Below are 13,433 nucleotides of genomic sequence, written 5' to 3' on the forward strand. Positions count from 1 at the left end.
ATCGCGACGACACTGCGAACAGCAACTACGCGATAAATTAACGCCGCCGTTTTAGCTTCTTCGGGCTTTTTTCTTTGGCCGGCTTCGGTGGCTCGCCCTCTGGCATCGGCGGTTGCTCGATAGGAAATACCGGCAGTGCCGCCAGCAGGCGCGGGCCATAACGTTTACTGATCAGCCGCCTGTCGTAAATCACTATTTCACCAAAACAGTCGTGACTACGAATCAGCCGGCCAACCTGCTGAATCAGATTAAACGAGGCGCTGGGCAAACTCTGCACCTCGAACGGATAACGTTTCAGGCTTTTCAGCCATTCGCCCTCAGTCAAAATTACCGGACTGTCCACCGGGGGAAAAGCAATTTTATGAATATGCACCTGGGACAATAAATCGCCCTTCAGATCCAACCCCTCGGCAAAAGATTGCAGGCCGACCAGAATGCTGGTCTCCCCCTGCTGCACCCGTTGGCGATGCAGCTCCACCAGTCGGGAACGCGGTTTATCCCCCTGCACCAGCATCATCAGACGTAACGCGGTGACATGGGTAAGAAAAAGTTGCATTGCGCGGCCGCTGGCAAACAGCACCAGAATCCCTTTGTGCTGACCTTCGCTGATTTGCTGACGGAAAAAGTGCGCCATCTCAGCAATATGTTCCGCTTCCGTCGCCATCGTCGGTTCATGGCGCAGCTGCGGAATAACCAGTTTCCCCTGCTCAATATGGTTAAACGGCGAGTCCAGCGCGACAAAACGGTCATCCGCTTTTTCGTTCAGGCCGGACATCTCCTGCAAGCGGTTAAAACTGCTGAGCGAGCGCAAGGTGGCGGACGTCACCACCACGTGCGGCACTTTACGCCACAGCAGTTTTTCCAGCTGATCGCTGACGCGAATCCCCGCGCAGTGAAACAGCAGATGCGCATTGCCTTCACGGCTTTCACGCGTCACCCACTTCGATACCGGTGCGCCGGAGGCTTGCTCCATCGCGGCCAGACGCCACAGTTTGCTGACCGACTCAAACCACGCAAAGGTGCGGTTCATTTGCAGCAAGGTACGGTGCAGGCGAACCACATCATACTGCCCGGTTTTATCACTCAGATCGTTGAGAAAGGCTTCGGATAACCCACGCAGCGCGTCATTGAGTTTAAACAGCCGTGCGCACAAGCTAAGTATCTCTTCGGGTAACTGCCCCATTTCAAAGCGATATTCGCCGTCAATCTCATCTTTAGGCAGATACAGCGCCAGCATTGACGACAGAATCTGCAACTGTTCGCGTATCTCTTCGCAGTGGCCTTTCAGCCGCTCAATATTGGCCAGCGGCGGCGGGGATTTAGGGCGGAACTGCGCCATACACTGCTCGACCAGCCGCACAAACAGATCGAGCTGCAGGCTGGTCCAGCCAGGAGTGATTTCAGCGCTCATCTCCAGCGCGTCACGTGCCACTTCCGGCAGATGATGCCCCTCATCCAGCACCAGCAGCAGATTTTTCGCCGGCGGCAGCACGGACTCATTCTCCAGTGCCGCCATCACCAGCGCATGGTTCGCGACCACCACATCAGCATTTTCAATTTCGCGCCGCGCCACAAAAAACGGGCATTCACGATACCAGTGACAGTTATGTCCGAGGCAGTTGGCTTTATCAGTACTCAGGCGTTGCCATAGCGAATCTTCAATCGCATCCTGGCTGTGATCGCGCAGGCCATCCCACTGATGGCGATCGAGAGATTTCTGCAACGTGGCACAGATAGCCCGCTCATCTTTACTCGCCGTCAGATCGTCATCGAGGAACAGCAACAAATCGCCCTGCTGATCCTGATCCGCCGCCAGCGCCGATAAGTTCCGTGGGCAGACGTATCGGCCACGCCCGAAAGCGGCGGTAAATTTAAGATCGGGGATAATCTTTTTCAGTAGCGGTAAATCTTTGCTGAAGATCTGATCCTGCAACGCCACATTAGCGGTACTGACCACCAGCGGCTTCTCTTGTGCGCGGCTAACCGCGATGCCGGGTATCAGATACGAGAGCGTCTTGCCGACGCCGGTAGGCGCTTCGATCGCCAGATGTCGTCCCTCATCGCCCGCCAGTGTTTTTGCCACTTCAGCGATCATCTGGCGCTGCGGTGCGCGGGGGATAAAGTCAGGAACCTGCTGTTGCAGGGATTTATACCACTGACCGATTTGCGCCTTAAGCGCGGAGGTGAGCATTTAATTTATGTTCTGTTTTATATCAATCAGTTGTAAGGAAGTAGCTTATATTATGCACAACAAATCATCATAAAACACAACAGTGCACTACAGAGAATCCAGCCGATACGGCCTTATTTACCGCCAAGTTTAACATATGCGAGAAGCATTCCAAATTCAGCAGCTGTCGATTTTCATCGTCAGCCACTCATGTTTCACTCTGATGCCACGGAAGGAAATCGTGCAAAAAATCACCGGAATAGCAGGACAACCATAAGGATATCGGGTAACTTATGAACAGACTCAAACCGACCAACGTCACCAGGGGCGCTTTTCATTACTCTGGTAAACATCACAACGGAGGTGGTGCTATGAAAACGAGATTAGAAAAACTCGAAAACAATGTGCAGATTATTCAAACCGATTTAGCGGTTGTTAAAACCGATTTAGCGGTTGTTAAAACCGATTTAGCGGTTGTTAAAACCGATTTGGCGGTTGTTATAAGCGATTTGGCGGTTGTAAAAACCAGCTATGCGACCAAAGACGATATCAGTGCCCTCAAGGACGATATCTGCGCCATTAAAGTCGATATCAGCGCCCTCAAGGACGATAGCTGCGCCATTAAGGTCGATATCAGCGACGCCAAAACCCGTATTATTCTGTGGGTCGTGAGCGCGGTGTTTCTTGCACAACTCCTCCCTCCCTTTATCCGTACACTGACGCCCTGAAGGCTGGATGCTTAAGCCAGCCGCTTACCAAAACAGACCGCCGCCGGATTGCCAAGATAGCGTCCGTAGTTCTCTATGGGCAAATAACCATGGCGCAGATAAAAACTGACCGCACGTTGATTAACTCGCCGCGTTTCCAGCCAGATTTGTTGATATCCGCAGCCACGGGCTTCGCTCTCCAGAAAAAACAGCAACGCAGAGCCTGTTCCGCGCGACGAGGTTACCGCATACATTCGTTTCAGTTCTGCGATCTGAGCTGAAAGCGGTCTGAATGCTCCGCAGCCCACTGCGGTTCCATCCGGGTCACGGGCGATGGCAAAACAGGATGCTGGTTGCAGGATATCCTCAGGTTTAAATGAACGCCCACCACTGTCTCCGGTGATAGAGAGCAGCGTTGCCGAGAGCCGCTGCATCAGTAATTGCGCATCCGGCGAGTCGCCAGGCTCACGTGCGACGCTAACCACTGCCTCATACGGATCCATGCTACTGCCCCACGCGCTTATACATAACGGTGGTGGCATCAAATTCCCCTTCCGTTGAGCGTGCAAAACAGGGAATCGTACCCGCCACTTGCCAGCCAAGAGAGAGATAGAGCTGTTCTGCCGCGTCACCACTACGAGTATCCAGCACCAGTAAGCTGCGCCTGGCCTGCACGGCAATCAGTTCAGCGTGCAACATCAACTGACGCGCAATGCCCTGCCGCCGGGCAGCGGGATGCACCAGTAACTTATTGATTTCTGCCCGATGCGCTCCATTAGGCATCATACCCAGCACCACGATGACAGTGGCAACAATTTTCCCCTGCTGACGTGCCACCAGCAGCTGTTTATCGCCGCTGGCAAGACGGTAAATCACATCCTGCCAGAAACGGGCAACCGACGCGGTATCGGCAACATCAATAAACCCCACACTGGCTCCCTGTGCCACACAGCCGGTTAAAACCTCACACAGTGCGGCGAGTTCTTGCTGCGCCTGCGCAGCGCTCAGTGTTTCATAATCAATCATGGACGACATACCACCAGTGCATAATGTGCTGCCGTTTCCGGCGCGTGAAAAGATGAACGGCCAAACAGATGAAAACGCAGGCAATCTCCGGCGGTTAAACGCCAGTGTTGCTGGTTCATGCTGATCTCCAGTACCCCCTCGAGCAGCCAGATATGCTGTTCCAGACTGGCAACCGGCGGAATGTCATAGTCGATGCGCGCACCTGCGCGCAATTTTCCCTCGACCAGCTCGGCACGATATGCGCTGGCTGGTGGCGACAAGCTGCGCCGCTCAAAACCATTTGTTTCATCAATCCACACCGTTTGCTGCGCCGGTTGCAGATACTGTGCGGCATTCTCTTCCACTTCGCTCAGCAGACGCGACATTGTCAGGCCATAAGCGGCGCAAAGTTTATTTAATAGCGAGGCGGTAGGACTGGTTTCGGCCCGCTCGATGCGCGACAGCGAAGCCCGGCTGATACCGGTGATATCAGCCAGATCCTCCAGTGACCAGCCTTTGGCCAGACGCAGTTCTGCCAGCCGTTGCGCCAGCCGGTGATCAGTACTTTCTGACGGTTCCATTCATTTCTCATATATGGGAAAATATCTCAAATATGAGATTAGCCCTCAAATTCACTTCTGGTCAAGCTGTACAACCAAATAATAGTTGTACAAGTTAACCAGTCGGGCTAACGTTAGTCAGAGGGTGTCGCTGACAGAGGAAAAGAATGGCCGTTTATAGCATCGGTGAAGTGGCTGAACGCTGTGGAATTAACCCGGTAACCCTGCGCGCGTGGCAACGGCGCTACGGGTTACTTAAACCCCAGCGCTCGGAAGGGGGCCATCGTCAGTTTGATGACGAGGATATCCAGCGCATTGAAGAAATTAAACGCTGGGTCGATAGCGGCGTACCGGTTGGCAAAGTCAAAGCCCTGCTGGAAGGTGAAAATATTCATCTGGATGACAGCTGGGCTGTGTTGCAGGATGAACTGATGGGCGTATTGCGCACCGTCAGACCGGCAAAATTGCGTGTAAAGATTGCCACAATGGGCAAGGAAAATCCGGCAGATGCGCTGATTGATAATGTCATTATTCCGGTTCGTCAGCGCCTCAGGCTGGACCAAAGCACCGCGCGCGCCATGAGTAGCCTGCTGGATGGCGCACTGATCGATTATGTCGCCTTCTGCCTGACCGGCTCGCGAAAAAAAGCCGGAAAGGATGCATTGTTGATTAGCTGGGGCAATGAGGACCGCACGCGCCTGTGGCTGGAAGCCTGGCGTTTATCCCAGCAAAACTGGCGTATTGATGTATTAGCCGAGCCACTGGAAACCTTGCGACCGGAATTGTTCCCCGGCCAATATATTTTCCTCTGGACCGGTAAGAAGCTCACCCGCGGTCAACAGGAACAGATCGGACACTGGCAGGAACAAGGGTTCTCCATCATGCCGCACGGTAACTGAAGGGGCTGAGACCATGACGCAGCAGCACGCACAACAGGCCACGCTAAACAATCTGGTGATGTTTTATCAGGACATGCAGGCACACTCTCTCAGCCAGCTGGCGACGCTCTATCATCAGGATATCCTGCTGGTCGATCCGGTTGGCCAGCATCACGGGCGGGATGCAGTGACCGGTTATTTTGCTGCCCTGCTGAAAAATCTGCGTTATTGCCGCTTCGATATTACCCATCAGCACGCTTTTGACGAGGCTGCCCTACTGCTGTGGCGGATGGACTACGCCCATCCGGCGTTACAAAAAGGCGCGCCGCAATCACTGGAAGGCAGCAGCTATCTGACTTTTCGCGATTCGCGCGTCATCTTCCAGCGCGATTACTACGATCTCGGCGAGATGCTGTATGAAAAAGTGCCGGTATTGGGGAGCGCGATTCGCGCATTAAAAAGAAGGCTGAAATCATGAAAAGGGTTCTGATTACCGGTGCCACTTCAGGAATGGGTTTCCAGCTGGCACGCGATTATGCCGCCGAAGGCTGGCAGGTGACCGCATGTGGCCGCGACCGCAACAAGCTGGAACAACTGCGTGCACAAGCCGCTGATATCACCTTGTGCGAATTCGATATCACCGATCTGGCGCAAACACGTGCGGCACTGGCGGGTAAAAGCGCCGAACTGGTGATTCTCTGTGCCGGTACCTGCGAATATCTTAATCACGGAATTGTGGAAGCAGAGAAAGTGCATCGGGTGATGAACACCAACTTCAGCGGGCCGATTAACTGCCTCGACGCATTACTGCCGCAGTTATCGCCCGGCAGCCGCGTGGCGCTGGTTGGCTCAACCGCCAGCATTGTGCCGCTGCCGCGAGCCGAAGCCTATGGTGCCTCAAAAGCCGCCCTCGCCTATTTTGCCCGTAGCCTGGCGCAGGATTTAACCCGCCAGCAAATTCATATCTCGCTGGTATTGCCCGGTTTCGTCGATACCCCCCTCACCAAACGCAATGATTTTTCCATGCCGATGATAATCAGCGTGGAGCAAGCCTCGAACTTTATTCGTCGTGGCCTCGCTCGCGGTAAACGCGAAGTGGTCTTTCCCCGCCTGTTTGCGCTGATATTACGTCTGACGTCGCGCTTGCCACAGTCGTGGCAACGAAGGTTAACCCAGCAGATAGCGAGGTAGTTTTGTGAACATCGCCATTATCGGCAGCGGTATTGCCGGGCTTAGCTGCGCCTGGAAACTGGCAAATCGTGCCAATGTAGAGCTGTTTGAAGCCGAACCGACGCCGGGTGGACATACCGCTACCGTCGATGTCGAGCGGGAAGGCAAGCACTATGCTATCGACACCGGTTTTATCGTTTATAACAACCGCACCTACCCGCACTTTCTCTCGCTGCTGGCGGAACTCGGTATCGAAAGCCAGGAAACCGAGATGAGCTTTTCCGTCAGCAATCTGCGCAGCGGGCTGGAATATAACGGCCACTCGCTCAGCAGCCTGTTTGCCCAGCGCCGCAATCTGTTCAGCCCGGTTTTTTTGCGCTTTGTGGCTGATATCCTGCGCTTTAACCGCTGCGGAAAACGCTGGCTGGCGCAGCAAAATGGCGATGAAACATTGGATGATTTTCTGACCAGTCAACGATTCAGCCCGTTTTTTGCTCAACACTATATTCTGCCGATGGGGGCAGCCATCTGGTCTACTTCGCTGGCCGAAATGCGCACCATGCCGCTGTCGCTGTTTCTGCAATTTTTCAGTCATCACGGCTTACTGGATGTGGTTAATCGCCCGCAGTGGTATGTGGTTCCCGGCGGCTCACGCCAGTATATTCGCCGCCTGCTGGCTTTGCTCGATGGTAAACTACAGCTGCATCTTAATACCCCGGTACAGGCGGTATGGCGTGATCAACAGGGCGTCACGCTGGAAACCGCCAGCGGCAAGCAGCGCTTTGATCAGGTGATTTTTGCCTGTCACAGTGACCAGGCGCTGAAAATATTACAGGACGCCACCGCTGAAGAGCACACCATGCTGAGCGGCGTACCTTACCGCGACAATGAAGTTGTGCTGCATACCGACTCGCGCCTGCTGCCGAAAAATCGCCGCGCCTGGGCCAGCTGGAATTATCACCTCAATGATTGCGAAACGGGCGATGAGCTGACCGGCGCCAGCGTCACATATAATATGAATATTTTGCAGGGCATCGATGCACCGCAAACCTTCTGTGTCTCGCTAAATCCGGTACAGCCGATTGACGCCAGCAAAGTGCTGGGAAGATATCGCTATTCACATCCACAGTTTGGCGCAGAAAGTCTGGCGGCACAGCAGCAACGGCTGTTGCTCAATGGCCAGCACCGCAGCTGGTTCTGTGGCGCATGGAGTTACAACGGCTTTCATGAAGATGGCATCCGCAGCGCGCTGGATGTGGTGGCCGCCATGGAACAGGCCGCACTGCTATGAACAGCGCCCTGTACCGCGGTCACGTGCGTCATCGCCGCTTCACCCCGGTTGATCACCAGTTTAGCTATGGCATTTTTATGCCGTTGATTGACCTCGATGAGTTGTCGTTGCTACCGCAGTTGGGGATACGGCTTGGCCGTTTTTCTCCGGCATCGTTCTATCCGCAGGATTATCTCGGCGGTGGCAATATTAAGACCCGCGCCCAGCAGCGTATTGCCGAACTGACCGGCGAACATCTCACCGGCCGGGTCATGCTGTTATGTCAGTTACGCTACCTCGGCTGCTCGTTTAATCCGGTCAACTTTTACTATCTGTATGACGCCAGCGACCGGCTGCGCTGGATACTGGCCGAAGTGCGCAATACGCCGTGGAATGAGCGCCATACCTATGCCGTAAAGCCCGACGGCAGTGAAACCACCGAAAAAGTATTTCATGTCTCGCCGTTTAATCCGATGGATATGATTTATCGCTGGCGGCTCTCAGCGCCGGGAAAATCCCTCTCTGTGCATATTGAAAACCACCGTGCCGGTCGTGAGTTTGACGCCACGCTGCACCTGCGTCGTCAGCCACTGACCCGCCGCAACCTGCGTCACCATTTATGGCGGTTTCCGCTAATGACTGCGCGTACCGCGCTGGCGATTTACTGGCAGGCTTTTAAATTGTGGCGCAAAGGTGCGCCAGTGTATGACCATCCGAAGTCGGAGAAAAAATAATGTGCATTTCAGAAGTCAGCGTCACGCACGGCAGTAAACCCGGAAAGAAACTCTCTGCCTCACGCCGCGTGATTTTCACTCTGTTAAGCCAACTGCGCGGTGCCGGCTTGCGCATTAATGATCCGCACCTTGGCGAACAGTTTTTTGGCGATTCACAGGCAACATTGCAGGCGGAGTTGCAGGTGAAACATACCCGCGCGTATCGCCGGGTGCTGATGGGCGGCAGTATTGCGGCGGCTGAAAGTTATATGGATGACGACTGGGACACCCCCGACCTCACGGCGGTTATCCAGACGCTGGCGCTAAATATGGCGGTGATGGATAAGATGGAAGCGCGGCTAAGCTGGCTGACCACGCCGCTGAACAAGCTGATTCACGGTTTTCGTCGCAACAGTGTGCGCCAGGCCAGGCGCAATATTGCCGCGCATTACGATCTCGGCAACGATTTCTACCGCGCTTTTCTCGATCGCTCAATGCAATATTCCAGCGCCTGGTTTCGTGATGCCAGCAGCAACCTCGAACAGGCACAGGAAGCCAAACTGCGCCGCCTGTGCGTCAAACTGGCGTTGCGCCCCGCCGATCACCTGCTGGAAATCGGTACCGGCTGGGGCGCGCTGGCGGAATTTGCCGCACGCGAGTATGGCTGCCGGGTGACCACAACCACCATTTCGCGTGAACAGTATCAGTTTGCTAAGCAGCGCATCGAAAAAGCGGGTTTAAGCGATCGCGTAACGGTGCTGTGCGAAGACTACCGCACGCTGGAAGGTCAGTACGACAAACTGGTCTCGGTGGAAATGATTGAAGCGGTGGGCCGTCGCTATATACCGCTGTTTGTTCAGCGCTGTCAGGAGCTGGTAAAGCCGGGCGGTCGTCTGGTATTGCAGGCGATTACCATCAGTGAAGCGCGTTACAGCAGCTATGCCAGAGGGGTCGACTTTATCCAGCGCTATATTTTTCCCGGCGGTTTTCTCCCCTCAACCACCCTGCTGCAACAGACACTCAGCGAGGTGAGTGACTATGTGGTACAGGACGTGTTTGAAATGGGCAGCGACTATGCGCGCACGCTGCGCGAGTGGCGGCAGCGCTTTGATGATGCCTGGCCACAGCTGGAAGACCGACAGTTCGATGAGCGTTTTCGCCGGATGTGGTTGTTTTATCTCTGTTATTGCGAAGCAGGCTTTATGGCGCGCACCATCGGTACTGTTCAGCTGACGGCCGCGCGCGCATGAATCGCTGGCGCTTCTGGCTGCTGACGCTGGGCTTTGATGCTTTCTGGGCGCTGGCGGTCGGTTTGCGCGAGCGTGCCGAGCTGGTGCTGCTGGCGATTGCGCTGCTGGCGCTGCTATGTTCCTCTGGCGGCCGCTGGCAGGTAGTAAGCCTGATGGTGCTGGGCGTCGCGCTGGACAGCCTGTGGCTGGCACTCGATCTGTTTCAGTTTAACGGCAGCCACTGGCTGCCGCTGTGGATGCTGGCACTATGGCTCGGCTTTGCCTGCTGGTGGCGGCTATTAATGGTGACGCTTAATCTGCCGCTGCGCTGGCTGATACCGCTGGGCGCGGTGGGTGGCCCGTTCAGTTATTTTATTGGCGAACGGCTGGGTGCCATGGCGCTGCTGCATACGCCATCACTGGTTTATCCGTTGCTGGCTTGTGGCTGGGCGATCTACTTAGCGATTACCCGCTGGATTCTGGCGGCAAAAACATGACCTGATTACGACTGGCGAATAACCTGTTATTCGTCAGGATCTGAGCGGAGGGACATATGATGTGGAAAGCGCTTTGTCTGGGTTTGTGTCTGTTAGTTAGCGGCTGTGGCGCCAGCATTGATGAATATCAGTCGGCCACGCCGAAAATCGATATTTTCCAGTACTTTAATGGACAGAGCCGCGCCTGGGGGATGGTGCAGGATTTCAGCGGTAAACAGATACGCCGTTTTGAGGTGACCATTCGCGGCGAAGTACTGGGTGAGACTCTGACCCTGCATGAACAGTTTGTCTATGATGATGGCGAAAAACAGACGCGCGTCTGGCAGATCCGTCGTCAGCAGGATGGCAGCTATGTCGGCACGGCGAATGATATTATCGGTACCGCTACCGGTCATGCGGCGGGGAATGCCTTTAACTGGCGCTACCAGATGGAGGTGAAAACCGATTCCTCCAGTTACCGTCTCAACTTTGACGACTGGATTTACCAGCAGGATGCGCAGCATTTGCTGAACGTCACCTCACTGAAAAAATTCGGCATTGAAGTGGCGCGTGTAACGATATTTTTCAATAAAGAGCACGACGGCGGGCAATAAAAAACCCCTTTATCGCCTATGATACGGGGGCGGATCGGGTTATGATCCGCCCTCTTATTTTGATTAAGGCACTGCAATGAACCTGAAAAAAACCGCAATTATTTCTGGCTTCCTGGTTATGGCTATCGGCGGCGTCGGCGGCCTGATGCTGGTCGGTTATGCCATTATTCTGCATGCCTCTTAAGCCGCTGCAATAATCGCTCAAACAGCCTGTCGGTGATAATGGCCAGCAGCGCCACCAGAATTGCGCCCTGAATAATATAAGCGGTATTAAAACCGCTCAGACCGATAATCACCGGCGAGCCCAGCGTTTTCGCGCCCACCGTTGAAGCAATTGCCGCCGTACCGATATTAATGATCACCGAGGTGCGAATACCGGCGAGGATCACAGGTGCTGCCAGCGGCAACTCCACTTTGCACAGAATCTGCCACGCACTCATGCCGACCCCTTCGGCAATTTCGCGCGCACTGGCAGGCACCGCAGAAATCCCGGCTAAGGTGCCCTGTAAAATCGGCAATAAACCATACAGCAGCAAGGCAATTACCGCAGGACGATCGCCAAAGCCGATCACCGGCACCGCAATCGCCAGCACCGCGACCGGCGGGAAAGTTTGTCCGGCAGCCACCAGCGTCTCGACTAACGAACGAAACTCACGTCCGGCACCGCGCGTCACCAGAATGCCCGCGCCAACGCCAATCAGCGTCGCCAGCAGGCTGGAAATCACCACCAGCTGAATATGCGCCAGCGCCAGTTGCGCAAAGCTATCCTGCTGGTACAGCGGACGTTCCAGTTGCGGAAACCAGTGGGCAAACAGACCGCCGCTGTGCGGCAGCGCCAGTAACAGCGCGATAAACAGGGCCACCAGCCACCACAGCGGATCGCGTAGCCAGCGCATCATAATCCCTCCCGCTGATGCAGCAGATCGGCAAAATGCAGCACGCCCAGTGGTTTTTGTTGATTATCGACCACCGGCAGTTTGTCCGTCTGGCGCGCAATAAACTGCGAAAGCGCCTCACGCAACGTGGTATCGGCGGCGATCGGTTCCTCGTCCAGCCATTCGCCGCGCCGCGCGGTGGAGCCGGCATTGCCGAGCGACAGCAGGCGCACACCCAGCTCACTGCGGCCAAAGAAATCACGGACAAACTGGTTCGCCGGTCGCGTCAGCAGCTCCACCGGTTTACCCTGCTGGATCACCCGTCCGCCGTCCATCAGCACAATTTTGTCCGCCAGCGTCAGCGCTTCATCAATATCATGAGTCACCAGCACGATGGTGCGCCCGGACAGCTGATGTATACGGATAATCTCCTGCTGCAAAGCCGCACGGGTCACCGGATCGAGCGCACCGAAAGGTTCATCCATCAGTAACACTTCCGGGTCGGCGGCCAGCGCACGAGCCACGCCGACCCGCTGCTGCTGACCGCCAGAAAGTTGATGTGGATAACGATGTCGAAACTCATTATCCAGATTAAGCAGCGCCAACAGCTCAGTAACACGCTCCTGCACCCGCGCTTTCGGCCAGTTCAGCAGCGCCGGTACCGTGGCGATATTTTTCTCCACCGTCCAGTGTGGAAACAAGCCAATCGACTGAATCGCGTAGCCCATACGCCGCCGCAATACCTGTGGATTAAAACCGCGGATCTCTTCACCGGCAAAGCGGATCGTGCCTTCATCATGCTCGATCAGCCGGTTGATCATTTTCAGCGTGGTCGACTTACCGGAACCGGAGGTGCCAATCAGCACGGTAAATTCCCCTTTGGCAATATTCAGGGTTAAGTCACGGATCGCCGCTTTACCGTTAAAGTATTTACTCACCTGATTAAAGTTGATCATCGGCGATCGTTCTCCAGTAGCGAAATCACAAATTTAAATAGCGCATCTACCATTACTGCCAGCGCGATCACCGGGATCACCCCGAGCAGCACCAGCTCCAGCGCGCTACTCAGCAACCCTTGAAAAATAATGGCACCAAAGCCACCGGCACCAATCAGCGCGGCGATGACCGCCATCCCCACCGTTTGCACCGCGACCACGCGCAGGCCACTCAGCATCACCGGCAGCGCCAGCGGCACTTCGGCATGCCAGAACACCTGCATACGCGTCATGCCCATGCCGCGTGCGGTTTCAATCACGCCAGCCGGAACTTGCTGCAAGCCCGCCACCACGCTGCGCACCAGCGGCAACAGGGCATACAGCACCAGTGCGATTAAGGCCGGCGCCATACCAATACCGCTGATGCCCCAGCGACTCAGCAGCGGAAACGCGCTGGCTAATCCCGCCAGCGGCGCGATTAGCAGGCCAAACAGCGCCACCGACGGCACGGTCTGAATGATATTCAGCAGCGAAAAGACCGCCGATTGCCAGCGCGGCTGGCGATAACAGAGCAGCCCAAGCGGAATGCCCAGCAGCAATGCTGGCAGTAAGGTGCTGAACAGCAATATCAAATGACGCGCCAACGCCTGGTCAAACACCTCCTGACGGTTGCTGTACTCCTTCAACAATGCCACCTGATCGAGTTGCCCGCTGGCCAGCAGAGCGATAACCGGCAACCACATCTGCGCATTCAGCAGCAGACGCCAGAACGCACTACGCGTGGCGCGTGATAACGCATCGGCGGCAATCAGCAGGCAGAGCGCCGCCGCC

At 55.4% G+C, this 13,433-nt stretch carries 17 protein-coding genes; 10 read left to right on the forward strand and 7 right to left on the reverse strand.

Annotation, left to right across the window (positions count from 1 at the left end):
- Positions 1 to 37 precede the first annotated feature (37 nt).
- A complete protein-coding gene (gene dinG, locus NG42_RS00610) occupies positions 38 to 2,191 on the reverse strand; it encodes an ATP-dependent DNA helicase DinG (RefSeq protein ID WP_052896676.1) in 2,154 nt (717 codons plus the stop codon).
- A gap of 272 nt (positions 2,192 to 2,463) precedes the next feature.
- Here dinG and NG42_RS00615 point away from each other — a divergent pair, with 272 nt between their 5' ends.
- A complete protein-coding gene (locus NG42_RS00615) occupies positions 2,464 to 2,898 on the forward strand; it encodes a hypothetical protein (protein WP_156321990.1) in 435 nt (144 codons plus the stop codon).
- A gap of 11 nt (positions 2,899 to 2,909) precedes the next feature.
- On the opposite strand, the gene NG42_RS00620 is transcribed toward NG42_RS00615, so the two are convergent.
- The 3 genes from NG42_RS00620 to NG42_RS00630 are packed head-to-tail and all read right to left on the reverse strand — an operon-like array spanning position 2,910 to position 4,463.
- Complete coding sequence (locus tag NG42_RS00620) at positions 2,910 to 3,380, reverse strand: GNAT family N-acetyltransferase (RefSeq protein WP_053115598.1); 471 nt, start codon at positions 3,378 to 3,380, stop codon at positions 2,910 to 2,912.
- Position 3,381: 1 nt separating this feature from the next.
- Entirely contained in the window at positions 3,382 to 3,903 is a 522-nt protein-coding gene (locus tag NG42_RS00625; protein ID WP_052896680.1) for a GNAT family N-acetyltransferase, read from the reverse strand.
- Entirely contained in the window at positions 3,900 to 4,463 is a 564-nt protein-coding gene (locus NG42_RS00630; protein ID WP_052896682.1) for a helix-turn-helix domain-containing protein, read from the reverse strand. The genes NG42_RS00625 and NG42_RS00630 overlap by 4 nt, the downstream gene beginning before the upstream one ends.
- Before the next feature lie 146 nt (positions 4,464 to 4,609).
- Here NG42_RS00630 and NG42_RS00635 point away from each other — a divergent pair, with 146 nt between their 5' ends.
- The 9 genes from NG42_RS00635 to NG42_RS23970 all read left to right on the forward strand — a co-directional run bounded on the left by NG42_RS00635 (position 4,610) and on the right by NG42_RS23970 (position 10,976).
- Positions 4,610 to 5,341, forward strand: coding sequence for a MerR family transcriptional regulator (locus NG42_RS00635; protein WP_052896684.1), 732 nt, complete (start codon positions 4,610 to 4,612; stop codon positions 5,339 to 5,341).
- Between the two features lie 13 nt (positions 5,342 to 5,354).
- Complete coding sequence (locus NG42_RS00640) at positions 5,355 to 5,798, forward strand: nuclear transport factor 2 family protein (protein ID WP_052896686.1); 444 nt, start codon at positions 5,355 to 5,357, stop codon at positions 5,796 to 5,798.
- Positions 5,795 to 6,511, forward strand: coding sequence for an SDR family NAD(P)-dependent oxidoreductase (locus NG42_RS00645; protein WP_052896688.1), 717 nt, complete (start codon positions 5,795 to 5,797; stop codon positions 6,509 to 6,511). Before NG42_RS00640 ends, NG42_RS00645 begins: the two co-directional genes overlap by 4 nt.
- A 4-nt stretch (positions 6,512 to 6,515) precedes the next feature.
- Positions 6,516 to 7,781: an NAD(P)/FAD-dependent oxidoreductase gene (locus NG42_RS00650; RefSeq protein WP_052896690.1), complete on the forward strand. Its 1,266-nt coding sequence runs from the start codon at positions 6,516 to 6,518 to the stop codon at positions 7,779 to 7,781.
- Positions 7,778 to 8,494, forward strand: coding sequence for a DUF1365 domain-containing protein (locus tag NG42_RS00655; protein ID WP_052896691.1), 717 nt, complete (start codon positions 7,778 to 7,780; stop codon positions 8,492 to 8,494). Before NG42_RS00650 ends, NG42_RS00655 begins: the two co-directional genes overlap by 4 nt.
- Positions 8,494 to 9,723, forward strand: coding sequence for an SAM-dependent methyltransferase (locus NG42_RS00660; protein ID WP_052896693.1), 1,230 nt, complete (start codon positions 8,494 to 8,496; stop codon positions 9,721 to 9,723). The genes NG42_RS00655 and NG42_RS00660 overlap by 1 nt, the downstream gene beginning before the upstream one ends.
- On the forward strand, positions 9,720 to 10,199 hold the full coding sequence (locus NG42_RS00665) for a DUF2878 domain-containing protein (protein ID WP_052896695.1): 480 nt from the start codon (positions 9,720 to 9,722) through the stop codon (positions 10,197 to 10,199). The genes NG42_RS00660 and NG42_RS00665 overlap by 4 nt, the downstream gene beginning before the upstream one ends.
- Before the next feature lie 59 nt (positions 10,200 to 10,258).
- Positions 10,259 to 10,792: a DUF3833 domain-containing protein gene (locus NG42_RS00670; protein WP_082203818.1), complete on the forward strand. Its 534-nt coding sequence runs from the start codon at positions 10,259 to 10,261 to the stop codon at positions 10,790 to 10,792.
- 76 nt (positions 10,793 to 10,868) lie between these two features.
- Positions 10,869 to 10,976 carry a membrane protein gene (locus tag NG42_RS23970; protein ID WP_052896699.1) on the forward strand — a complete coding sequence of 36 codons (108 nt, stop codon included), beginning with the start codon at positions 10,869 to 10,871 and terminating at the stop codon, positions 10,974 to 10,976.
- On the opposite strand, the gene NG42_RS00675 is transcribed toward NG42_RS23970, so the two are convergent.
- From NG42_RS00675 to NG42_RS00685, 3 genes are all read right to left on the reverse strand, one after another.
- Complete coding sequence (locus NG42_RS00675) at positions 10,957 to 11,688, reverse strand: ABC transporter permease (protein ID WP_052896701.1); 732 nt, start codon at positions 11,686 to 11,688, stop codon at positions 10,957 to 10,959. The two genes, NG42_RS23970 and NG42_RS00675, sit on opposite strands and share 20 nt — an antisense overlap.
- Complete coding sequence (locus tag NG42_RS00680; RefSeq protein WP_052896702.1) at positions 11,688 to 12,623, reverse strand: ABC transporter ATP-binding protein; 936 nt, start codon at positions 12,621 to 12,623, stop codon at positions 11,688 to 11,690. Before NG42_RS00680 ends, NG42_RS00675 begins: the two co-directional genes overlap by 1 nt.
- Positions 12,620 to 13,433: ABC transporter permease (locus tag NG42_RS00685; protein ID WP_052896938.1), on the reverse strand; the 814-nt coding region annotated here is incomplete at its 5' end. The genes NG42_RS00685 and NG42_RS00680, both read right to left, overlap by 4 nt.

This window comes from Winslowiella iniecta (genome assembly GCF_001267535.1).
Lineage (GTDB): Bacteria > Pseudomonadota > Gammaproteobacteria > Enterobacterales > Enterobacteriaceae > Erwinia > Erwinia iniecta.